This is a genomic window from Dendronalium sp. ChiSLP03b, assembly GCF_034531165.2.
GTDB lineage: Bacteria > Cyanobacteriota > Cyanobacteriia > Cyanobacteriales > Nostocaceae > Dendronalium > Dendronalium minutum.
Genome location: NZ_JAVRBR020000125.1, coordinates 138766 through 163103 on the forward strand (window position 1 = coordinate 138766; position 24338 = coordinate 163103).

A 24338-nucleotide genomic window follows, 5' to 3' on the forward strand; every position below is an offset into this window, starting at 1 on the left:
CGCCTTTGCGTGAATTAATTACCCCTACTCTTCCACATTAAAATCCACCTTATCGTAAATATCCGCCAACAAAACTTGGCAAGGAACAGAAGCCAAGTTTAAACTTTCTTCCCCATCTTCATATTCCGAAAATATCCATTTATTATTCTCCGTTTTAAAGTACTGCTCAACATGCATTTTGTACTGGTCAATGAGAATATATTCGTGAAAACTAAGAATCGACCGATAAGCAGCAAACTTTTCATCTCTGTCATAACTTTTAGTAGATTTTGATAACACCTCAGCAATAAATATTGGATTAATCAGAGTGTCTTGTCTTCCTTCTTGATACTCTAAAGGAATTCTCACTACCATCACATCAGGATAAGTGTGAATTCGCCTGTTAGGAATCCAAAGACGTTGGTCAGTCACAAAGACTTGATAAGGTTGACGCTTGAGAAGAAAATTTAGCGTACCACTTAAGTTAAGAGCGATTTGGTTGTGATTCGGTGTTCCGCCTGTCATTTGGATAATTTGACCATCAATATATTCATGACGTTCTTCTGAATTAAGTTCGAGTTCTAGATATTCTTCGAGTGAATAGCAGCGTTGTTCTTGTAATTGCATAATCATTCTTCACTTTTGGGCGAACCATATAAATAGCGATTCAAATTTTTTGACATATCAGTTGGAAGTTTTGCCCATTCTGCTAACGAAATTTGGAGTGTAATCTCATTAATAAAATCTAAAAAAGATTGATAAAACAAATTAATCGTTCTTTTGCAGCCATACTGTTGACCTTATTTTAGGTTTGCTTGATAATGATAGATTTTCTCCTAAGTTGCCAAATTCTTGGGGCGTGAATTGAGATAGCTTGTAACTTAGAGTCTGTGAAAATAGCGGCGATGTTTATTAGGCTTTTGATTCTATTTCAATTAGCTAAATACCAAGAAATTATAGAAATACTAAATTCTCAAGGTAGATAGCTGAATTAGTATAGAACCAAGCTTGACATTTTGAGCCAGTTAACTGATTTTTTTACTGTAGTCAACACAATGACTGCATTAGTTACCCCAACACCTCCACTTGTTCGTTTGCATTAAGTTCATCGAGAATGCGCCAAATTTCTTGTAACATTGGCTCTATCCCAGTGCGAGTCACTGCGGAAATTATAAAAATAGGGGCGTAAGAGAGGTGATTGAGTTGGGTAGCCAGCGCCTCTAAATCCACTGTTTCGCGATCGACTGCATCAATTTTGTTGAGTGCGAGAATTTGCGATCGCTTTGCTAAACCCCGTCCGTATGCTTGCAATTCTTGCTGAATTGTATTGTAATCTCTGATAACATCTTCACTTGTAGCATCAATCAGATGCAACAGTACCCGCGTGCGTTCGATATGGCGTAAAAAATCATGTCCCAACCCTGCACCTTGAGCTGCACCCTCAATCAATCCGGGAATATCGGCGAAAACTGTACCATCACCAGTCGGTTTCCGCACTACACCCAAATTTGGGATGAGGGTAGTGAAGGGGTAATCTGCGATTTTCGGACGTGCAGCTGACAAAGATGAAATTAAAGTGGATTTCCCCGCATTTGGTAAGCCAATAATCCCCACTTCCGCCAAAAGTTTTAACTCCAAGCGTAGCTGCTTTCTTTCTCCCTCTAATCCAGGAAGGGCATATTCCGGGGCGCGGTTGCGGTTACTTAAGAAATGCTGATTTCCCAGTCCGCCTTTACCACCTTCGGCAATCCGCAATTTTTCTCCAGCTTTGATTAGATCGCCAAGTAAAGCACCTGTTTCGGCATCATAAATAGCTGTACCGCAAGGAACTTCGATAATCAAATCCTTGCCATTTGCCCCAGTGCGGTTATTTGGCCCGCCGCGGCCACCATTGTCTGCTTTAAAAAGATGGTTGTATCTGAAATCTAGTAAGGTTTGCAGGTTTTCCTCGGCAACAAAAATTACCGAACCGCCTCGTCCGCCATTACCACCAGAGGGACCGCCAGCTGGTACATACTTTTCCCGACGGAAGGCAACAATGCCATCTCCACCCTTACCAGCTTCAACTTCAATTTCTGCTTGATCGATAAATTGCATAGTTAGTCAGTTGTTAGTTGTCAGTTGTCAGTTGTCAGTTGTCAATTACCACTAACAATTGACGACTGACTACTCACCTAAATATATGGTGAAACATCTTCACCACATTCATCTGCCAGATAGGAGAGGGCGCGAAAACGTAAACCTACAAGTTGTTCGTACAGCGGGTTGATTTTACACATCGCTGGGATATGAACGATCTTGCGTCCAAACAAGGTGACATCTCGTTCAAAGGGACATTGGGAGGGAATCATTTTGCACAAAAAACGAGCAACTCTGGGATCTTCGATGTCTAGTCCGTCCAGCCAGTCGCGCATGGGGTCGAGTGGATCGCATGGATATGTTTTGGGTAAGGCTGGGGCGGGGACTACCTGCTGTTCTTTTTGTTCAAACGTATGTCGCAGGGTTTTCAGTACATCCTCTTGCAGTTCCAAAGATTGGCAAAACTGGTGCAGGATTTCGTCTTCACTAAGAGAATATGTACCATCTGCGATCGCAATCATCACCCCTGTACGTAAGAAATTTTCCGCTGCTGGTGTGCCTTTACCCAACACTGCGGCTAATTCCTCTGGTGTAATTACTTCTAGGGATTCCCATTTTAAGCTAGGAGCTAATTCTTCCTTGGTGATACTGGCAATTGACTGTTGTTCTTGTTCGTCAAAGTTACCATCTGCCCAAGCAATAGTGAGCAGTCCACGTAACCAAGCGGCAATTTGTTCCCTACTGTAGGGGGATTGAACGACACTTGTCATACACTCACGCCTCAAGCTTTTCTCGGTCAATACTAGGCTACCTTTAAGCAGGCTAAATTGTTACACGGTTAATTTAGATACTTTTAAGATTTATTTTTTGAAGGCAGAAGGCAGGAGTAGAGACGCGATTAATCGCGTCTGTACAAGAGTTATTCTTTTTGTCCCCCTTCGGGTTCGATGGTGACGCTCCTTCTGGTGCGTCCGCTTACGCGAACGTCGCTATCGCTAGCGCTAACGCAACCGACGGAAAACGGAGCCACTCCGGTCTTGGGGTCTCCCCAAGTAGAGGAAGTGGCATTCAGGACTGCGACTGTCTCACCGTGTCCCCGCGTCCTCCACTCCCTATTTTTACGGTGAGATTATGAATTATACTCACTCAATACTCAATACTCAGGACTTAGGATGCCCTCTGGTCGGACGCACGATCGCATTACTTTATATGCTCTGCCTTTTGTGGCGGGTGTCACTTTCTGGCAGACTCGCAGTGGTAATGTGACTTTGTTGGTTGCAGGCGGGTTTCTGTTTGGGGGGCTAATGTTTGGCCCTGATTTGGATATTTATTCTGTTCAATACCAGCGCTGGGGTTTCTTGCGTTGGATTTGGCTACCTTATCAAAAAAGTCTCCGCCATCGGTCTTTCTTATCTCATGGGCCAATTATTGGCACAATACTGCGGGTAATCTATCTTGGCTGTTTGCTAGCTATCTTGGCAATTTTCATTTTACCTATCGCCACAAAGCTGTGGAATCTAACTTTTACTTGGCAAGATTTGGGTGCAACTATTGGGCGATCGCTCACTATTTACAGTACAGAATTTCTCGCCCTATTTTTGGGTTTAGAACTCGGAGCAATGAGCCATTCTCTAAGTGATTGGAGTGGTTCGGCATATAAGCGTGTGCAGAAGCAGGGGATTCGCGCCTTACTTTCAAGTAGCAAAAGTAAGAAGCGTAAACCGACAAATCGCGGTAGTCGTAGGGCAGTGAGGCAGGGGAAGCAGGGGAAGCAGGGGGAGTAGGAGAATAAAAATTACAACTAACAATTGACTAAGGACAAATGACAAATGACAAATAACAAAACACATTTGGCAGCGTTGCAAGAATTAATTGAGGTGGTGGCAAAATTGCGATCGCCTGATGGTGGCTGTCCGTGGGATTTGGCGCAAACTCCCGAAACGCTGATACCCTATGTAATCGAAGAAGCTTATGAAGTGGTAGATGCGATAAAAAGTAGGGAAAAGGAAGCGATCGCAGAAGAGTTAGGAGATTTACTTTTACAGGTAGTACTTCAAGCCCAAATCGCTAGCGAATTCGGACAATTTTCTCTGCAAGAAGTTGCTCAGGGAATTTCTCAAAAGTTAATTCGCCGCCACCCCCATGTCTTTGGTGACGTATCGGTGCAAAGTGTGGATGAAGTACGGCAAAACTGGGAACAAATCAAAGCTGCGGAAAAAGGCGAAACATCTTCGGACAATCAAAAACTCAGCGCTAAACTCAGTCGCTATGGACGTACTCTACCCCCACTGATGGCAGCAATGAAAATTTCCCAAAAGGCTGCTGCTGTAGGGTTTGAGTGGGAAAATATTGATGGAGTCTGGGAAAAGTTTCATGAGGAATTAGCCGAGTTTCAACAAGCTTTGGCTGAGGAAACACCTGAACGCCAACAAGCAGAATTAGGTGATTTACTGTTTGCAGTTATTCAGCTAGCTCGTTGGCATAATCTCGATCCTAGTGAAGCGTTACAGGGTACAAATCAGCGATTCGTGCAGCGATTAGAAAAAATGGAGGCAGTTGTTGACCGCCCCCTTTCTGATTACAGTTTGGATGAGTTGGAGACTCTCTGGCAGCAGGCAAAAGCACAATTGGCCAAAGAGCAGTAATATATCTACTTTACAATTTGATGGTGACAGTTTTAACTTCGGTATATTGCTGCAAGCCATATTCGCCTAATTCTCGGCCAATACCAGATTGCTTGAATCCACCGAAGGGTGCAGCAGCATCGAATACATCGTAGCAATTTACCCAAACTGTACCAGCACGTACGCTGTTAGCGATCGCATGGGCTTTAGTGATATCCTTTGTCCACACGGCGGCGGCGAGTCCGTACATTGTGCTATTTGCCCGTTGAATTACTTCGTCGATGTCTTTGAACTTAATAATACTCATCACTGGGCCGAAGATTTCCTCTTGGGCAATCTTCATATCGTCACGGACATCGGCAAAGACTGTAGGTGCAATGAAGAAACCCTCTTCGCCTACTTGATTTCCACCACATAGCATCTGGGCACCTTCGCGCATTCCCGACTCGATGTAACTCATCACTTTGTCGAATTGGTCTTTATCTACCTGGGGTCCTTGTGCTGTGTTGGCATCAAAGGGGTTGCCGACAATGCGCTGTTTGGCTTGTTCGACACTCTTAGCAACGAACTCGTCATAGCATTTTTCTTCGACGAACAGCCGCGAACCAGCGCAGCAGCATTGACCTTGATTGAAGAATAGGGCATCGTGGGAACCAGCGATCGCTGCATCCATGTCAGCATCCGCAAAGACAATGTTAGGACTCTTGCCACCAAGTTCGAGAGTGACGCGCTTGAGGTTGCTTTTAGCAGCGGCTTCCATAATCAGATGCCCTACCTCAGTGGAACCAGTGAATGCCACTTTATCAACATCCATGTGGCGAGCAATCGCTGCTCCGGCGGTTGGCCCGTATCCTGATAAAATATTCACTACACCAGGGGGGAAACCAGCTTCAACAATCAATTCACCTACTCGTAGTGCTGATAAAGGTGTTTGTTCTGCTGTTTTCATCACTACAGTGTTGCCAGTTGCCAAAGCTGGTGCCAGCTTCCACGCCTGCATTAACAGTGGGAAATTCCAAGGGATAATCTGACCTACCACGCCCACAGGCTCATGGCGAGTGTAGCAGAAGTACGGCCCGTTAATTGGGATAGTTTTACCTTGTACTTTATCAGCCCAGCCTGCATAGTAGCGGTAGCAGGCGATGACTAGCTTCAAGTCACCTAACGAGTTGTGTAGCGGCTTGCCGTTATCTAGAGTTTCTAGTCGCGCCAACTCATCGATATTCTGTTCGATTAAGTCGGCTAGCTTGTGAAGTAATTCGCCGCGACGGGTGGCAGATATCTTCGGCCATTCTCCACTATTGAAAGCAGTGCGGGCTGCTTGTACTGCTTTATCTACATCCGGGGCATCTGCTTCTGCTACTTCACAGATTACCTCACCTGTAGCTGGATTAATCGTTTCAAATCGGCGACTGCTGACGCTTTCTACCCACTCATTATTAATCAGCAGTTGGGTTGGACCGATTTTGACCTGTTGTCCTGGTACTGTTGCTGTAACCATCAGGCCTCCTTAAGCTCTAAAAAAATTTGCTTAAATCTATTAATTATGTTTTCTCAAATACAGCAAATTTTGGGATTTTCTTTGTTTATTCTTTGGAATTTTATAACAAAAATTAACATATCAATTGATGGGTCAACAAAATTTAATCAATTACAAGAACAGAAAAATGATGCCTATAAATAGATTATTCAAGGGATTCGCTGTTGTCTTGACAGCGATGGGAGCCATAGTAATTATTTGGTTGGTAGTTTACTTGGTACAGTCGCAACTAAGAATGTCATCCTCCCTTGAAGGAGACCCTGTAGGTATTAGGTTAAGTTCTCGATGGGATGAGAGGGAGGCAGGGGGAGATAAAACTAATGATTCCAAACTCAGCACTTTCTGAATGCTGGCTACAGCTATAACTAAAGAAATGGAGGCAGTTGCTAACCGCCTCCTTAGAGATTAAAGCTTGGATGTATTGAGAAATGCTCTGACAACAGGTTAAAAATTCGACTACCTGCTGTTCAAAAACATAATCAAGACCACTCCTAGGATAATCGATCCGCCACCGAGGATGAATGACCAGAAGCGATGGTAACTGTTGACAATGGTGCCATTTTCACTTTGGAGTTGGATCAAATCCATCCAAGGTGCAACGCCTCGACGGAACCAACCTACAGCCCCAACTTGTTCGCCAATCAAGCTTTGTACTCGCTTCATCCCAAACAGGAAATTACCAATGGGGCCAAAGCGTGAGGCGTAATGCAGATAAAGCATACCGCTACGGTCTTGAATTTTTAAATCGGAACCAAATTTATAGCCAGCGTCACCACGACCGATTAATTGACCTTCCAGTTTTGCTGGTTGTCCGCGCAACGGACTGGCGTAAGGGTCTGACATGAGGGTGAGAATGTCAGTTTCTGGTGCTTGCTTGTAGCTGGGAAACATCACAAGGGCTTTGATCAAAATTCCTATGCCTAAACCGATGAGTGGCATACCTAGTGTTAAACCTGGGTTTGCAGAACTTGACCCCAGGATAACGCCAATTACCAAGCCAGCTAAGAAACCAATAGTTTCAGCACCGTACAATACAATATCTAACAAGAAGTTACCGTAAAGCTTACTCTTGTTGAGGTTTTTGCCTTCTCCTACAACTCGTCCCATGTCAAACTCAGTTGGCAAACCCAGCTGTTCGGCATAGGTGCTAAGGGCACGGACTCGCTTACCAGTTAGGGGGTGAGTCGAATTTAACTCCATCCACCAACCCCAGGGGTTAAACATATCCCATAAAAAGACGCGACCAATTTTTTCGGGGTCGGATGCAATACGGTAGGCAGTTCCTGTGGAAGCAGCAGCTTTCGGGTCATAAATACCCAAGGCGCGAGTTCCTTCAATTAAACGGCTGGGTTCTTGCGACCTGGAACCTTCTTCGAGAATCCCGTAAGCAATTTTCACTAAAGCGCGGGATAGTCCGTTGGGGTTGCCTGTACTTTCTGCGGCAAAGTGGTCAGCAAAGTATTCCCGCGTGCGAGAAAGGTACAGCAGTAGGTAAGTACCAATGATGTAAAAGATATAGGCGATTAAACCAGCTGTTTGGATGGCATCTTTAATTTTGTTATCGCCGCCGCCACGACCCAATCTTCTAGCTGTACTGTAAATCAAATAGCAAATCTGCACTAAGGTAGATGCTATCGTCATAACTGCAAAGTCCCAATGGACAATGTGCCCTAATTCGTGGGCGTAAACGGTAGCAACTTCATCATCATCTAGGTAAGTGAAGAGTCCTTGACTGACGACTAACCGGGCACTGTTAGGCAATGAACCGTAAGTAAAAGCAGTAGGGTTTTGGTCGTTAATGATTCCTAGACGAGGTGTTTTGAGATTTTTCTGCTGGCAGACTTGACGAATAACTTTAGCTGTCTCTGGACTGAGGCTTTCAACTTCTGCCAACTCTACCCAGCGAGTTTGGTAAAGCCAGCTTTGGGTTAAGTCCATCAGGAACGGAGAGAGGAAAAAGGCAGCGATATTGAAAATTAATGTAATACCAATAGCGATCGCTAGTCCCTGGAGTGGATCGTTGCTACCCAAAATCAATACTAAGCTCAAACCTAAAACCAATACCATGCCAAATAGCAAGGTCATGGTGACTCCAGAGGCTAGCACCAAACTGCCACCCACACCTCCCATCGCTAATTTCACACCAGCAGTCGCAGCACGTCCCGCTTTTTGGATAGCACTAGATTGGGTGGTTGGCGCTTGAGGAAAGGATTGACGGGCTTGTTCTGCCCAACTGCGAACCTGTGGGTTTTCGCTAACGATTAACTTTTGCCACAGACTCATAGCTTTTTCGATTTCCCCTATACCTTGATAGGCTTTCATCAGCCACATCTGTGCTGAAAGGTATTCTGAGGAATTGCGGTCGCTACAATTGCGGCAGAATTGTTCTAATAATTCAACTGCTTCTTGATAACGTCCTTGTTGAAAGGCATCTAATCCAGATTGCAATGACATAAAGTCTCCTTGACAAAGGAGTGGTATTTGATCCATTAATACTCAATGGATTCACTGCTCGTCATCGCAATTACGGAAATGTCCGCAGTATTAAAAATTGCGAGCTAAAAAACGGCAGCTTGAATGTTAGTCATCACAGCTTAAGCTTGATTGCAACAAATTCAATATTAATCAAAGCCATATTGCATTCGATTTAGAACCGCCATAGCACAAGTTTAATTCTTATAGTATTTCTATAGCTTCCATTGTTTTATTCAATGAGCTACGTTGTTCTATTCCGATAAACTAATACTTTAGTGCTTGCTCCTTGATTTGAGGTGGGCATTAGTCCCGCCCTTTTCTCTTTGCTTTTAACAATTCCTCAGCCTCAGCTGGAAATTTCTACTACTTTGTTGACTGGGCGATCGCCTGAATTTTTACATAAGAAAAATTGGATTTTTTCAGTATATCAACGGGTTCCATTAGTATACCCAGCGTAGAAGATAGTTGACAGTTTAAGTAGCATGATTTCATGTGGTGGGCTTCACCGCCTACCATTTTTTTGCTGCAACACCTTATTGCATCAGCCGCAGCATCATATATATCGTGTCCAGTTAAAGACCGATCGTTAAGACCGCAGACGGGCAGGGTTTTGTGGCTCTTCTGCATAGATTCGGGAATTATAACTAATTAGCCGGACTTAATATTACAAGGTATTTAGATCCCTCCCCTAGTTCTCCCCGATTTCATCCTAATCTTCTAGAAGTCATCGAAGCATTCTTACAGAAGCTCTGGGTGCTGTAAATAAGGAGGAGAACAATGCAAATCAAACATAGCCGCATCTTCCGTCAAACAGCCCTTGAGCGCTTGTCTTCACCAGAACAACTTGAGCAAGCAATACATGTGGTGAAACCTCAAGGGTGGTTGACTTTATCGGCCTTGAGTTTTGTGGTTGCTGTGGCTGGTGTCTGGAGTGTGTTTGGCAGAATTCCTCTTACAGTCACAGGACAAGGCATTCTAATTAAACCGCACCATGTTGTAGAATTTCAAGCACCCAGTTCCGGCCCATTGCTAACTTTGAATGTCAAGCCAGGAGATATAGTCAAACAAGGTGATGTGCTGGGCATTATCGACCAATCGGCACTGAAGCAGCAGCTACAGCAAGAGCAAGTGAAATTGCAACAATTGCAAACCCAGAATCAAGAAACAGATAGGCTGCAAAAGCTGTTGATTGACCAACAAATCATCACCCTTGGGCAGCAGAAAATGGATCTGGAAAATAACCTACGTCGAGAGCAAAGTGCGCCGAAGCTACGCGCTCAAACGCTGAGTGCGATCGCGCAAAAACGTCAAAGCATCAATTCCCGCAAGCAACAAATCAACTACTTACTGCAAACCCTCAAAGCACGGGTTGATAACCGTCGTCGCCTCTTTGGAGAGCATGTCATCAGTCAAGATATGGTGGTGCAAGCCGAGCAAGAATACTTTAACACTCACAGCGAACTATCGGATATTGACGTGCAACTCAAGGATTTAGAAATCCAAGAAACTACCACGCAACGAGAATACCTAGAAAATCTCAATAAGATTGACGAAATCAAAACAAAAATTAAAGACCTGAATACTCAAAATACTAAATTACGCGAACAAGACCTGAAGCAATCAATTGACAAAGCAAATCAGATTCGAGAAGTAAAGCAGCGGCTTGCCCAATTAGAATTGCAACTATCTCAAGAAAGTAGAATCATCAGCAAATACAATGGTCACATTCTAGAAGTCAGCGCTGTTCCCGGTCAAATCATCAATCCAGGTAATCGCTTGGGGTCAATCGAAGCTGAAAAACCAAATTCCCAACTTGTTAGCCTTGTTTACTTTGCCAATAAAGATGGCAAGCAAATCAAGTCAGGGATGGCTGTACAAGTCACTCCCAGTTTTGCCAAGCGCGAACGCGAAGGTGGTATTGTCGGGGCGATCGCAAATATTTCTTCCTTTCCTGTAACTACACAAGATATTACAGCGATCGTCGGTAACAAAGAAATTGCCGCCAGTCTTGCGGGTAAAGGTGAAGGTCAGGTGCAAGCTTTTGTCCAACTCCAAGAAGACGCAACCACAGCCAGCGGTTACAAATGGTCATCTTCTGAGGGATCCTCTCTTAAATTATCCTCTGGTACAACTACCTCAGTTCAAGTCAAAGTTGGAGAAAAAGCACCAATTTCTTATATTATTCCTATCCTCCGTTCTTGGACTGGAATTTATTAAATTGGAGACTGGGGATGAGGGAGATGAGGGGCAGAGGGGCAGGGGGCAAGGGAAAGATAGAACTTGAAATATTAAGCTCAAAGCCTCATTAATCAAGTTTAAAGCTTCATTCATGGAACTTCAAACTCATCTTGTCCTTAATCTCTAGTCATCAATCAAATGTTTGCTTCCCATTTATTTCCGCAATTGAAACCAAATCGAGTTCGTACTTCCACACTTTTACAAATGGAGGCGGTCGAATGTGGTGCGGCGGCTTTGGGAATTATTCTGAACTATTACGGTCGGTTTATTCCCCTAGCTAAACTGCGGGAAGACTGTGGTGTTTCGCGGGAGGGCAGCAAAGCTTTTAATATTCTCAAAGCTGCCAAAAACTATGGACTCAATGCCAAAGGTTTAAAACTACCTTTGGAAATGGTGACAACCCTTCGCCCACCGTACATTGTCTTTTGGAATTTCAACCATTTTCTTGTGGTAGAAGGATGTGGGAAAAAGCGCGTCTACCTCAACGATCCTGCCAGTGGTCGCAGAACTGTTAGCTGGGAAGAATTCGATCGCGCTTACACTGGTGTTGTTCTGAGAATGGAACCAGGAGCAAACTTTCACAAAGGAGGCAAAAAAAGTCACATCATCTCAGCCTTAAGTAGTCGCTTGCAAAACTCATGGGGTACTATTGTGTTTTGTCTGCTGGCAGGGTTGTTGCTGACTCTACCTCGGTTAGCGATACCAGCTTTTTCGCAGGTGTTTATCGATGAGATTTTAGTCCAAGATCGTCAAGACTGGTTGCGACCTTTGCTGTTAGGAATGATAATGACTGCGGTATTGCAAGCATTACTTGCTAGATTGCGACTTACTTACCTGCGGCGATTGATGGTTAAGTTGTCAGTCAGCACGTCAGGACAGTTTCTCTGGCACATTCTGCGATTGCCAGTAGGATTCTATGCCCAGCGCTTTGCTGGGGAAATTAGTAGCCGAGTGCAACTCAATGACAAAGTAGCGGAAGTACTTTCAGGGCGTTTGGCAACCACAGTAATTGACGCAGTGATGATGGTCTTTTACTTGCTAATTATGATCCAATACAACTTAGTACTAAGTGCGATCGCAGTTGGTTTTGCTCTAATTAATATTCTCGCCCTCCTATTTTTATCGCAAACTCGTGTCGATGCCAATATGCGGCTGGCTCAAGAATATGGCAAGGTTGGTGGGGTGACGGTTAGTGGTATCCAAAGCATAGAAACCATCAAAGCTTCTGGACTAGAGTCAGATTTATTTGCTCGGTTTGCTGGATATTATGCTAAAGCCATCAACGCTCAACAAGAATTAGACTTACAAACTCAAATTCTCACCACTTTACCCACAACTTTAACAGCCCTAACGACAGCTTCTATCCTGCTGGTTGGTGGTTTCCAAGTAATGAGCGGAAATCTCAGTATTGGGATGCTAGTTGCCTACCAAAGTTTAACCCAGAGCTTTTTACAACCAGTCAATAGCCTCGTCAATTTTGCCAGTACACTCCAAGATTTAGAAGCTGACTTAAACCGCCTTGATGATGTCTTGCAAAATCCGGTTGATGTGGAAGTGGATAGGAGAGGGGAAGCAGGGGAGGCTGAGGAAGTAAATTCTTCCTTGTCTCCCTTGTCTCCCTCATACCCCTCTATTCCTCTGCTCAATTTACAGGGTCACGTTGAATTACGAAATGTCACATTTGGCTACAGCCGGGTGGAATCGCCTTTAGTTGAGAACCTGAGTTTGAGTGTCAGGCCGGGTCAAAGGGTAGCGCTTGTAGGAGGAAGTGGTTCTGGTAAATCTACAATTGCTAAATTAATTTGCGGTCTTTATCAGCCTTGGGAGGGAGAAATATATTTTGATGGTATACCGCGATCGCAAATTCAGCGCTCTGTTCTAGCTAACTGTTTAACCATGGTTGAACAAGATATCTTTTTATTTGCTGGGACTGTGCGGGAAAACCTCACTCTCTGGGATTCAACTGTGTCAGAAGCTGATTTAGTGCATGCTTGCCAAGATGCAGCTATTCACGAAGCAATTGTGTCTATGCCTAAGAAATATGACACCGAGTTGATTGAAGGCGGTATGAATATTAGTGGTGGGCAACGTCAGCGTTTAGAAATTGCCCGCGCTTTAGTGAGAAATCCTACAATATTAGTACTGGATGAAGCAACCAGCGCCCTAGATGCACAAACCGAGCAGATTATTAACCATAACTTACAACGGCGTGGTTGTTCGTGTATCGTAGTAGCCCACCGTCTCAGTACAATTCGCGATTGCCATGAAATTATTGTGCTAGAGCAAGGTAAAATCGTGCAGCGTGGCACCCATGAAGAATTATGGCAGCAAGGCGGAACTTATGTACGTCTACTCCATGCAGCAGAGGCATAATATCAAGTTCAAGTGAATACTAATCGTTAAGGCTGATACGGTGAACTAGGAATACAGGAGGGGAGCCACTGTGTTAGTTTAACTACATTTTGTATCTCATAACTAAAACAGCGTCATGTCACACCATTTGGGATTTTAGATTGTCAAAGAGCTACCATATAAGCTTTTGGGTGTTCGATCTGGCGTAATCATTTTTCAAATTTGTATTAGTAATGAAAGTCATAACGTTACTAAAGGCACTTTTTGCAAGACTCTTTCTCGTTTTAACCACACAACCGCTTGACAAAAATTTATAGTGTTGTACCTTTAATTACACGATCCAAGTAATGTTAAGTTTTAATTATGTTTAGTGATGCAATTATTCAACCTGAATTATTAAATAACAAAACTTATAACCAGCAAAAGGCCCGCCAGATTCTTCCTATACAAGAATTAAGTGTTTTGAACGATCGCTGCAACCGTAAAGGGCTGGTTCATTTAACTGGACATCTAACTATCATTGGATGCAGTGGTTACTTATGGGCAACGAACTTTAGCAATTGGTCGCTGGCAATACCGGCACTGGTGATTTACGGCTTTAGTTTAGCTACCATGTTTGCACCTATGCACGAAGGTATTCACAGAACTCCTTTTGCAAACAATCGCTTGAATGATATTGTTGCTTGGTGTGCAGGCTTGCTCTCGTTTTATAACAGCACGTTCTACCGTCACTATCACAAGTGGCATCATCTCTACACTCGCGTTCCCGGCAAAGATCCGGAACTAACTGACCTCACACCAAGTAACCTGAGTGAATACTTGTTGGTACTTAGTGGTTTACCTTGGTGGGTGGACAAGATACGCGGGCATTTTCGCGCTATCCTCGGGCAACTTGATGATTGTCCATTTATACCAGAAGCCGCAAGAGCCGAAGTTACTCGCTCTACTCGCTGGCAATTAACTGTTTATGCAGCTGCGATCGCTCTCTCAATTACAGTGGGTCAACCTTGGTTTATACTCTATTGGTTGCTACCGTTATTTGTAGGTCAGCCGATTCTGCGTTTTATTCTCTTTGGGGAACATACAGGTTGCTCTCTTGACGCTAATTTGCTGACAAATACGCGCGTAACATTGACGCTCTGGCCTGTACGATTTCTTATGTGGAATATGCCATTTCATGCAGTACACCATTTGTACCCATCAATTCCGTTCCACGCACTGCCTAAAGCGCATCAGCGGCTGAGTTCACACTTTGCCCATGTCGATTCAGGCTACATCAAAGTCAACCGCGATATTGTAGCTAAATTGGGACAGCTATAGTAATTCGTAATTCGGCGTTGCATAACAGTGGGATGAATTGGGGTAAGCAGGGGAGGCAGGGGATGCAGGGGATGCAGGGGAAGCAGGGGGAGAATTTTAGAAGTTGCTAAATCATCCCGCAACTGTGCAACGCCCGTAATTCGTAATTTGTAATTGAGACATACTTCAAAACAATGAATCCTTACAGTAATATATCTCAAGAAAATCCTTTAATTTTGGCAATACATACTGCTGTTAAAGGAAGAGCTAGATATAAGGTAAATGGACTTCATCATTCGGAATCTCTCAAAAGATACCTAGAATTGCGATTGTCACAGAAGCAAATAATTACGCAAGTTCGTGCTAACGATCTCACAGGAAATGTTCTTGTTATTTTCCCTTCAAATGTCAGTCCAAATGCGATCGCTTTACTCCTGCAAGATGTTGTCTTAGACTTCAAACAAAAAGTCAGACAACTACCTGTAGGAAAAGCTCAGATCGTAACAGGCACAGAACCAGTCAAAAATTTTCCTCAAACACTCATACACAAACAATTAAACAAAGTTAGCAATCAGCTGATTTTTGTATCTGGAACGGTATTTAGCCTTGTCTTAGCCACTGGATTACTGCACAGATACAATCTAGACACAGGCATTTTATTAGCAATTCAAAAGCTGCACACACCACTTTTGGATCGTATTATGGTTGGCATAACTTTTCTTGGCGATCCACTAGTTTTACTGTTAATTTGTTTGGGATTGGAAATTAACCTACTGCATGATAACCGTCGCCGGGAAGCAAATACTTTGGGCATAGCAGCAGTCAGTGCAGTAGGCTTAAATTATTTACTGAAAGTGCTTTTTGGTAGAGTACGTCCAGCACTGTGGAACCGTATTATTAATGTGGGACACCACAGCTTTCCCAGTGGTCATGCAATGGTGTCAATGGTGCTTTACGGTTTCATTGGCTATATTTTGGCAAAGCAATTTCCTCAATGGCAAAAACAGATTTTCATCTCGACCATTCTTTTGATTGTTGCAATCGGTTTTACTCGGCTTTATCTAGGCGTACACTGGCCTACTGATGTCATAGCTGGCTATGCTATAGGTTTAGTAGCGTTGATGGCTTGCATTCTCTACTTGAAAGGGCATAGGGAGATGAGGGAGACGCGGAGAATAACTCCTGACAACTGACAACTAACTCCTCATTCAGCACTCGTAAAAGTTTTTTGTTGTTGATAACGCTGTTTAAACTGCTGTTGTTGTTGTTTATGATCCACAATTGGCTCAGGGTAGTCAAGACCGTGACGCTCCAATGGTGAAATTTTACCAGTAACTAAATATTCTGTATCCACAGAACGCAGTTCGGGAACCCATTGCCGAATATACTCACCTTCGGCATCGAATTTTTGTGCTTGACTAGCTGGGTTAAAAATCCGCACGGGTTTGGGATCCATACCACTAGAAGCACTCCATTGCCAACCGCCATTGTTAGCAGATAAATCACCGTCAATTAGCTTCTGCATAAAGTATTTTTCGCCCAATTGGGGATTAATTAACAAGTCTTTGGTTAGGAAACTGGCGACAATCATTCGACAACGGTTGTGCATCCAACCAATTTCATTCATTTGCCGCATTGCTGCATCTACGATGGGATAGCCAGTTTTTCCCTCACACCAAGCCTGAAAATGTTCTTCGTTGCTTTCCCAAGGGAAATTTTTGAAGGTTGTGCGGTAAGCACCCTCTGCTAATTCCGGAAAGTGATACATTGCATGTTGATAAAATTCCCGCCAAGCTAGTTCCTGTTGCCATGTACGGATTCCGGCTGCTGCTTCGTCACTGCGGCTATTTTCTAGTGCCTCCATTGTGGCTTGCCAAACGTTACGAATGCCAATTACACCGAATTTCAAAGCCGCACTCAGTTGCGATGTGCCGTCCACTGCGGGAAAATTGCGTTGTTCTTGGTATTCAGTAATTGCTTTAGCTGTAAATTCCTCTAGTCTTGTTTGCGCCCCCGTTTCTCCTGGTGGAATAATTAATCCTCCATCCCAAATAAATCCTAAATCTTTGGCTGAGGGTAGTGGAATAGCTCCTGCTTTTTTGGCAATTTCCTGTTCGGTTGCTGTTAAACCTTCGATATTTTGCAGAGTTTCTACTGGTTGAGCCTTCGGTTTGCTACTCCAATTTTTCCAGAAGGGTGTATAAACTGTGTAAGCTTGACCGCTACCTGAGCGTATTTCTTCTGGTGAGTTGAGGATTTGATCCCAATTTTGGGCAAGAAACTCAATTCCTTTTTCTTTGAGGGCATCAATGATGGTGCGATCGCGTATTTGGGAATAAGGTTCTACATCCCAATTCCAAAATACAGCTTTAGCTTTCAATGCCGCTGCCAAAGCTGGTATTGCTTCCATGGGATTGCCATGGAGTATTAAAAGTTGGCTTCCTGCTTCAGCATATCGCTGTTGTAGTGCCTGTAAGCAGCCAATCATGTAAGTTACTCTTACAGGGGCAACATCATCTCGTTCCAGAATATTGCGATCGAGACAAAACACACCTACCACTTTTGAACTTTGTCGTCTTGCAGCAGCCAGTCCTGTATTGTCAGAAATACGTAAATCGCGGCGATGCCAAAACAAAATTAAGTCAGACATTCTATACCAATCATAGTTCGCTTGTACTAGATTAGACCCTAGTGATACCTGGAGCATCATTCTGCCGACAAATTTCAATTAGTTAATTGTCAGGTGTTAGAGGCAGTCCCGATGGACTTCGTACACAGCCAAGCATGAAAGTGGTTTTTCCCCACACCCCTACACCCACTTTTAAGCCAGAAGACAGAAGTGAAATTGTCCCCCTTGTCTTCCTTTTCCTCGCGTCCTCCCGTCCCTGCTATCCTTGTCACAAATCCACGGTATCTCTATCGGATATAGTGGCTTGTTTCGTCAAATTTGAGTATACTCTTCTTAACAGTTAATTTAGTCTTCCTGTCATGGCTATCCTACTATTAGACGACGGTACAGTTGAGAGCGATTTAGGTGAGATATCTCGCGAACTCTCCCCTCTAGGCATCTATCTAAAACACTATGACCCAGGAACATCGCTGCTATTCCCCAATCTGATAGAACAAGACGTTTTAACTGATTCCGAGAAACGCTTTATTGTAGAACTACATAACGGTGTCTTCGAGTTTCTGCAACAGGAAAATGGCTATGTCTGGTGTGATTTACTGAATCTGCATCCAGGTTCATTTAATCTTGAAACGCTAATAGCTGGATACAATCGTTACCATACTCATACTGCTGCTGAACCCCTCTACATATTGGCAGGAGAAATGATCTTTGGCTTCATCAGACCCGATGGTAGTCAGGTACAACTTTTAGTTCAGCCCCAAGACTATATCTATATCCCAGCAGGAGTAGAGCATTGGTGTAGTCCTACAGCATCGTTACATTGTAAAGCTGTGCGTTATTTCTCGACCGCTGATGGGTGGGTACCCAACTATACAGGTACTCATCTGAAAGATTCTTTGAACAAGCCGCGTTAATAATAGTTCTGCAAAAGACGGCTATAGATAATCACGTGGGGACACGGTGAGGAAGTCGCAGCCTTGGAATTTGCTTTTATTTGTTATCCCAAATAAGTTCTAAATGCTCTTGTGCTGCCTTAAGAGCTTTTTGAGGAGACTCACCCAGTAATGCAGCTTCAATGGCTCGACCAAGACTGTCAGAAAGGCGACTGTATCCCGGAATAATCGGTCGAGTGCGTGCTACAGACATTTGCTCCATAAACATTTTTAACACAGGTTTTTTGCTGATGAATTGCTCAAAAGCTTCACTTTGACCTGCTTTGATGTTTACTGGTAAAAAACCTGTCTCCATACTCCATTCTTTTTGGAATTCTACACTCACAACATACTCTAAAAACTTGAGTGCGGCTTGCTCTCTTGCTGGCGTGGTTTTCATTACATGCACAACTCCGGTAGCAGTTACCGTTGTCGGCTCAATATTTACAGGTATAGGAAACACCCCATAATCAACATTAGACTTCATGATATAAGTCCAAGGCCCTGTGATTTGCATAGCAACTCGACCTGAAATAAAAGCGTCCTCTTCATAACCACGTTCTGGAGGAGAAAGGGTGGCTGAACCATCTCTTATTAGGTCTTGCCAGAACTGCAAAGCATTTATAGCCGCCTTAGTCATCAAATTCGGTGTATTATCTGTCAACACCTCACCCCCAGCACTTAATAAAAAAGGGAACCAACTAAAGACAGTCCATTCTTGCTTTCCTAAAGGCAGTAATATTCCGTACTGTTCGGGTCGATTATCGCCATTGCGGTCAATAGTCAACTTTTTGGCAGCTTGCCTTAATTCTTTCCAAGTTTTAGGCGTTTGTGTAATTCCCGCCGCTTGAAAAAGCTTCGGTCGGTAAAAAATACCGAGATTGGCGGTGTACAGGGGGACTGACCAAATATGACCGTTTAACTGTAATTCCTCAAATAGATTAGAAATGATTTCCGATTTCAACGGTAATTTGTCCAGCCAATCTTCTAAAGGTCGAATTGCCCCTAATTCTGCAAATTGGCCTGTAGTTTGTGGGTCGTATAACAGAATATCTGGAGGTGCATTGCCTACAACTGCTGTTAAGATTTTCGGCAATTGAGGTTGACCTATAAAGATAGATTCTACTTGGACATCAGTATGATTTTGATTAAATTTATCTACTAATTTTTCAAACACATCTCTATTAGCAGGAGGATTGATGGATTGCCATAGTGTTAGATGAATTACGCTGTCTTTTTTTTGGGCTGTCCCTCCACAACCAGATAAGAATATTAGACATATACTGAGAACAAATCCCAGAAGTGAAAGCCGCCAAGTAGAATCGATCAACTTGCGATAAAAATTCTGAATTTGGAATTGGAAAAGGGTAAAGTTCATGCAAAATAGTTAATTATCAGATTTACTGATAGTAATAAATCGTAGCAAATCTCTAGTTTGAGAGGGTCAGTTAAGCTGTCGCGCACATAAACTTGCAAATATTTTGGTTTAGGCAGTCAATATATTGTTAGGTCGAGTAGACTTCAACTGATTGAACTTTTTTGATAAGTTCTAGTATTTTCAATTTTAAATGTACAAAGTTTACTCTGCTTACCATACAAACAAATATCCTCTTTGTAAGGAATATTTAAAACTAGTTCCACACCACTTAAGTTAAAAGGATTTTTATCTAAAAAAACTCCTGAGTTATGTAACAATCTAATTTCAGCACCTGTTGGTATATCTAAATTTGGTATACAATTTAATTCATCAGCTGGATGGCTTTCCGTAATAAATACATATTTATATTGTGAAAGTTTTGCTAAAATTTTTTTGATATCTTGATTAGATAAATGTTGCAAAACTTGACGTATTAAGCATATATCTCCCTGTGGTAAATCTTCTTCAATAATATTAATACATACGAATTTTATATCTTTGTTAGCATATCTTATGCTATGGTATTCTATTAATTTTGGTACTATATCCACACCTGTATATTGATATTGAATTTGAGAGTTGACTAAATTTTGTAAAAGCTGTTGACCAACTCGAAAATCACCACATCCTAAATCTACAATTTTGAGATTTTCTAGACTATTTTTCACCGCAAACTCAGTAATAAATTCACAATAAGAACGAGAGAAATTATTGTCTGAACCTTTTCCAGAGTAAAAGTCTCCTAAATTTCCACCCCAGATGTTATTGGCATATATTCCCGAAAAGATATCAGCGGTTGAGGTTTGATGATTTTGTTGCATAGAAAGTAATAAACGTTTATCCAATACTTAAATTAAGATAACAGCTCGTTGCTACCGTAAATAAAGTTGAATTGAATATTCTTGGTTTTCTAGCTGATTCATCTATTGGCTAATATCCAAAGGGATACCTAAATCATCCAAGCGATCGCGCAAAACTTCCTCTACAGTAGAGAATATTCTGTGAGGCTTCGCAACGACTAAAGGGAAAGGGGTAAAGGAAAATTCTATCCTTTTACCCTTTTCCCGACTTCTGCAAGAAGTCTATTCTTTCCCCCTTTTCTTTCTGCTCGCCAAAGTGCATCCAGTATTTGGCGGTTATGTAGCTCAAGTGGATTTAGAAATCAAACGTTGTGCGAAGTACCCCTACATACTGCGTATCGTTGTTGCTGTTGTTTTCCGGGTTGATAATCATCCAAAAACCAGGAGTCACTGAAATGTGGTCGTTCATTCGCCAGCGGTAGAATGCTTCGAGGTGGTAAGAGTTGTCCCCTTCTTCACGGACATCACTATTAGAGACACGCGGCGGCAAACCAAAGAGAATTCCCGGCAGGTTGCCCTTACCCCCCACATCTGGAAACGACATGCCGATCGCACCAAACCAGGCATTAGCATTATCACCACTGTTCACGAATAGAGAATCCGTTCCGCCCCTACCATTGGAAATATTACTGAAACCAGAGTTCTTAGCAGTTGCCCAGATATATCCACCCCAAGCATGGATCTGGAAATTTGGGGAAAAGCGATAGTAGCCCTGTACACCGACAATGCTGTTGGAAGTAGCAATACTGTTCCCAAAGGGAGCGTTTGACAGGGCGCTGCCCCTGCCGGCTGTAACACTAACAGAAGAGCCACCAGGGTTATATCCATGAGAGTAGGCGACACCAATAGCGCCTTGCTTGCCGTAATACACTAGATGGGCTAGAGCGTTGTAGCCACCATCAAATAAGCCATTTTTTACCGTTGGGCTATTGGGACTGTTTGCTAAATAGCCTAGGGTTAGAACCAAGTCTTTGCTAATTCTCCAGTTAGCGGCTGCACCGCCTCCACCTCGCTCGAACAGAAGACTGTTCTTGCCAAATAGTGAGGGAATCCCGTTGCCATCATCGGCAATAGTGGCAGGAGTAACGTTGTCTGTAATGTCGTTATAGCCAATACCTACGGGGCCGACGACAAAGTTAAGGGAATCACTAACGGGGAAGTAGTAACGGATGTGGGGAATAAGGAGTGCATTGTTGTTGTCATTATCGAAGTTCAGGCGCGTCATCCCTGTGCCTGTTGCTGCTGCAATTTTGCTTGAACCATCGGGATTCGTAAAGTTCCCAAACTCTAATCTAACTCGCAACAAATCTTTGCCTGTGAAACTGCTCTCCAAATTCAGACGACCCCGATCTGCAAAGTAGGTCTGAGATTCATCGCGATCGCCTCCTACTCTATTGCCAAAGGTGTCGCTAACGGCGGTAATAATTTGAGCATATAACCTAGTAGTGGTGGAAAACTGCTGTGTCTCCAATGTTGCTGTGCGTGCCTCCAAGGTATCCACTCGCCCGCGCAGAGTTGCTAGTTCTGCGGCAAAGTCTTCCTGCAACTTTTGCAGCACTGCTAGGTCTTCTTTATTGACTAGATCGCCAGTAGCTGTGGCAATTAACTCATTAATCCGATCTAAGCAAGCATTTAAACCTGCGGCAAATTCATAACGGGTTAAGGCGCGGTTGCCGCGATAGGTGGAATTCGGATAACCTGCAATACAGCCGTAGCGTTCGACCAGCGATTGCAATGCACCGAATGCCCAATCGGTTGGTTGCACATCAGAAAACTGGGAAACTGAAGTAACTTGTCCCTGTAAGGCGCGATCGCCATCTGCTGCACTAGAATTATTTTCAAACTGAGAAACTGGAGTGACTTGTCCCTGCAAGGTGCGATCGCCATCTGCTGCACCAGAATTATCATCTAAAGGTGTTGCTAAGACTGTTGGACATATCAACAATAAAAGTGAAAAACTGTATAAAAAATTTTTAAGCATCGGATTTATTTCCGTATTAAATACATGAAAAATCTGGATTTTAGGTCAGAAATCTTTAGCTATATCTATGCATTAAAGATTTAAATACCTGTTTTCTCAGGACTACTACTGAATCCTCGTCCTTTATTTGCTGTCAAAAGAATTGGCTTCGTTTGTATCTTTATCAATAGGCGCTACCCTACGAAGATACTCAATACTTATGACAAGCAAAATATTTCAAAAAGTCTACTTTTAGAGATGAATACATCCTATTTTTAATGTTAGAAAAGTCGAGTTAAAGTGCAATTACTTTTTGCTCATTACTGCTTTTAATAGCCGCTTCTATAATCCGCATCACATTAATTCCGTCTTCAGCAGTAACAGCAATTGGTTGATTATCAACAATTGATTTATACATGGCATCGTAGTAACCCAAATAACTGCCCTGCGAACTTTTTACTTTTTCTCGGATTACTTTTCCGTCTTTTTCTGTGTGCAGCAACCCATATTCATTTTCAGGCTCTGTGTACCAGTCAGACGTGTTAGGCTTCATACCAGTCCGTAACTTGTCTTCCTGTGCGTCGGCCCTACTTTTGAGAAAAGAACCTTTTGTACCATGTATAATGTATGACGGCACAGGCTCACGCACCAGGAAACCCGCTTTTAATTTTACGCGCAGTTTGTCGTAGTATAGTATCGACTCAAAATAATCATCTATCTGCGATGCTTGCCTTGTAATTCGCATGTCTGCAAAAACAGCGTCAGGCATTCCAAATAAATGCAAAGCTTGGTCTATTATATGCGGCCCTAAATCTTTGATGATTCCTGTCCCCGACTCTGGAACTTTTGTGTGTTGTCTATGGCTGAGTGTTGGTTTATATCGGACAAAATGAAGTTCTGCTTCAACAATATCTCCGAGTAAGCCTTCTTGGATGATTTTTTTTACTGTTTGAAAATCACTATCCCATCGGCGATTTTGATAAATAGATAATTTCTTTCCCTTTTTCTGAGCTAATTCATTCAGTTCTTTTGCTTCTGCCACTGTTGTAGTAAATGCTTTTTCTACTACTATATGCTTGTCGGCAAGCAAAGCCTGTTTAGTATATTCATAATGCGTATCGGTGGGTGTATTTACCACCACTAATTCTACTTTATCATCTGCCAATAAAGCTTCTAAAGAAAGATAGCTTTTGACATCAGGATAATCTTCCTGTATCAGCTTTTTGCTTCTTTCCCAAGAACCTATTAATTGAAATCCGGGATGCAGATTTATAAATGGTGCATGAAAGACTTTACCGGATAATCCATAAGAACAAAGTGCCGTATTGACAGTTTCCATCTTTTTCGTAATTTACTGAAGCGAAAGTTTGTATTTGGTTGTTGAATGTTGTGTTTCTACACACGTTATTGCATATTTTTCAATTGTTTTGCCGTTAGCAGTTTTGCATGTACCATCCAGGTTATTACCTGAAAAAAACTGTATTTCCATCTGTCTGTAAATCTTTCCAATTTTTTGCCAATAACATCGTCAGTTAATGTTGCTATAGACCTAATACCAAGTTGCATTTGTTCGTATTATTTGCTCGAAAGCTAGTGCTATAGCTACCTGAATTCCAAACAAAACTAGCTTTGACAAATTGGAACGAAATCATCTTTTTTATTTAATATCATGTCCGACTTAATACTTATGTCATTGCGAGCGTTCGCGCAGCGTCTCCCTTAGGAGAAGCGCTGCAATCCCAAAGCCTTGCGATTGCTTCATTTCACTTCGTTGCATTCGCAATGACATATCGTAAGTTATTTGCCGAACTTGATATAACCCTCTTTTATCACTTTGGGAGAACCCAATCGCTGAAAGCCTTTCGAGGCTTTAATTTCTAAGTTTTGGCTATAAATTTTAGTTACTGTTAGAAAATAAAGGCTCAAAGCTTGACTCAATCAAAGTTTCAGAATC

The 24338-nt window shown here is 42.7% G+C and carries 18 protein-coding genes; 7 read left to right on the plus strand and 11 right to left on the minus strand.

Annotation, left to right across the window (positions count from 1 at the left end):
- Window positions 1–24: 24 nt before the first annotated feature.
- From RMY31_RS29415 to RMY31_RS29425, 3 genes are all read right to left on the minus strand, one after another.
- On the minus strand, window positions 25–606 hold the full coding sequence (locus RMY31_RS29415; RefSeq protein WP_409878791.1) for a Uma2 family endonuclease: 582 nt from the start codon (window positions 604–606) through the stop codon (window positions 25–27).
- Window positions 607–1047: 441 nt separating this feature from the next.
- Entirely contained in the window at window positions 1048–2076 is a 1029-nt protein-coding gene (obgE, locus tag RMY31_RS29420) for a GTPase ObgE (protein WP_322656524.1), read from the minus strand.
- A gap of 77 nt (window positions 2077–2153) precedes the next feature.
- Window positions 2154–2828 (minus strand): Mo-dependent nitrogenase C-terminal domain-containing protein, encoded by a 675-nt coding sequence (locus tag RMY31_RS29425; protein ID WP_322656525.1) that lies wholly within the window; start codon window positions 2826–2828, stop codon window positions 2154–2156.
- Window positions 2829–3230: 402 nt separating this feature from the next.
- Here RMY31_RS29425 and RMY31_RS29430 point away from each other — a divergent pair, with 402 nt between their 5' ends.
- Together RMY31_RS29430 and mazG are read left to right on the plus strand one after the other, a co-directional pair.
- Window positions 3231–3842, plus strand: a complete 612-nt coding sequence (locus tag RMY31_RS29430) for a metal-binding protein (protein ID WP_322656526.1) — start codon at window positions 3231–3233, stop codon at window positions 3840–3842.
- A 45-nt stretch (window positions 3843–3887) separates the two neighbouring features.
- Entirely contained in the window at window positions 3888–4703 is an 816-nt protein-coding gene (mazG, locus tag RMY31_RS29435) for a nucleoside triphosphate pyrophosphohydrolase (RefSeq protein ID WP_322656527.1), read from the plus strand.
- 10 nt (window positions 4704–4713) lie between these two features.
- Here the strand turns inward: mazG and RMY31_RS29440 are convergent, their stop codons facing one another.
- The 3 genes from RMY31_RS29440 to RMY31_RS29450 form a co-directional block, all read right to left on the minus strand.
- Window positions 4714–6183, minus strand: a complete 1470-nt coding sequence (locus RMY31_RS29440) for an aldehyde dehydrogenase family protein (RefSeq protein WP_322656528.1) — start codon at window positions 6181–6183, stop codon at window positions 4714–4716.
- Window positions 6184–6678: 495 nt separating this feature from the next.
- Window positions 6679–8676 carry a zinc metalloprotease HtpX gene (locus RMY31_RS29445; RefSeq protein ID WP_322656529.1) on the minus strand — a complete coding sequence of 666 codons (1998 nt, stop codon included), beginning with the start codon at window positions 8674–8676 and terminating at the stop codon, window positions 6679–6681.
- 384 nt (window positions 8677–9060) lie between these two features.
- Window positions 9061–9324 (minus strand): hypothetical protein, encoded by a 264-nt coding sequence (locus tag RMY31_RS29450; protein ID WP_322656530.1) that lies wholly within the window; start codon window positions 9322–9324, stop codon window positions 9061–9063.
- Between the two features lie 150 nt (window positions 9325–9474).
- Here RMY31_RS29450 and RMY31_RS29455 point away from each other — a divergent pair, with 150 nt between their 5' ends.
- From RMY31_RS29455 to RMY31_RS29470, 4 genes are all read left to right on the plus strand, one after another.
- Window positions 9475–10914, plus strand: a complete 1440-nt coding sequence (locus RMY31_RS29455; protein ID WP_322656531.1) for an NHLP bacteriocin system secretion protein — start codon at window positions 9475–9477, stop codon at window positions 10912–10914.
- A gap of 159 nt (window positions 10915–11073) precedes the next feature.
- The gene (locus RMY31_RS29460) at window positions 11074–13308 is read left to right on the plus strand and encodes an NHLP family bacteriocin export ABC transporter peptidase/permease/ATPase subunit (protein WP_322656532.1); all 2235 of its coding nucleotides are present in this window, start codon (window positions 11074–11076) and stop codon (window positions 13306–13308) included.
- A 342-nt stretch (window positions 13309–13650) separates the two neighbouring features.
- On the plus strand, window positions 13651–14607 hold the full coding sequence (locus RMY31_RS29465) for a fatty acid desaturase family protein (protein WP_322656533.1): 957 nt from the start codon (window positions 13651–13653) through the stop codon (window positions 14605–14607).
- 173 nt (window positions 14608–14780) lie between these two features.
- Window positions 14781–15779: a phosphatase PAP2 family protein gene (locus RMY31_RS29470; protein ID WP_322656535.1), complete on the plus strand. Its 999-nt coding sequence runs from the start codon at window positions 14781–14783 to the stop codon at window positions 15777–15779.
- Window positions 15780–15790: 11 nt separating this feature from the next.
- On the opposite strand, the gene RMY31_RS29475 is transcribed toward RMY31_RS29470, so the two are convergent.
- On the minus strand, window positions 15791–17236 hold the full coding sequence (locus tag RMY31_RS29475) for a deoxyribodipyrimidine photo-lyase, 8-HDF type (protein ID WP_322656536.1): 1446 nt from the start codon (window positions 17234–17236) through the stop codon (window positions 15791–15793).
- A gap of 338 nt (window positions 17237–17574) precedes the next feature.
- On the opposite strand from RMY31_RS29475, the gene RMY31_RS29480 reads away from it, so the two are divergent.
- Window positions 17575–18129 (plus strand): 1,2-dihydroxy-3-keto-5-methylthiopentene dioxygenase, encoded by a 555-nt coding sequence (locus RMY31_RS29480; RefSeq protein WP_322656537.1) that lies wholly within the window; start codon window positions 17575–17577, stop codon window positions 18127–18129.
- Window positions 18130–18205: 76 nt separating this feature from the next.
- On the opposite strand, the gene RMY31_RS29485 is transcribed toward RMY31_RS29480, so the two are convergent.
- The 4 genes from RMY31_RS29485 to RMY31_RS29500 form a co-directional block, all read right to left on the minus strand.
- Window positions 18206–19525 (minus strand): ABC transporter substrate-binding protein, encoded by a 1320-nt coding sequence (locus RMY31_RS29485; protein ID WP_322656538.1) that lies wholly within the window; start codon window positions 19523–19525, stop codon window positions 18206–18208.
- 143 nt (window positions 19526–19668) lie between these two features.
- Complete coding sequence (locus tag RMY31_RS29490) at window positions 19669–20409, minus strand: class I SAM-dependent methyltransferase (protein ID WP_322656539.1); 741 nt, start codon at window positions 20407–20409, stop codon at window positions 19669–19671.
- Between the two features lie 310 nt (window positions 20410–20719).
- Window positions 20720–22405 (minus strand): iron uptake porin, encoded by a 1686-nt coding sequence (locus RMY31_RS29495; RefSeq protein ID WP_322656540.1) that lies wholly within the window; start codon window positions 22403–22405, stop codon window positions 20720–20722.
- A gap of 274 nt (window positions 22406–22679) precedes the next feature.
- A complete protein-coding gene (locus tag RMY31_RS29500) occupies window positions 22680–23723 on the minus strand; it encodes a Gfo/Idh/MocA family oxidoreductase (protein ID WP_322656542.1) in 1044 nt (347 codons plus the stop codon).
- Between the last annotated feature and the right edge of the window lie 615 nt (window positions 23724–24338).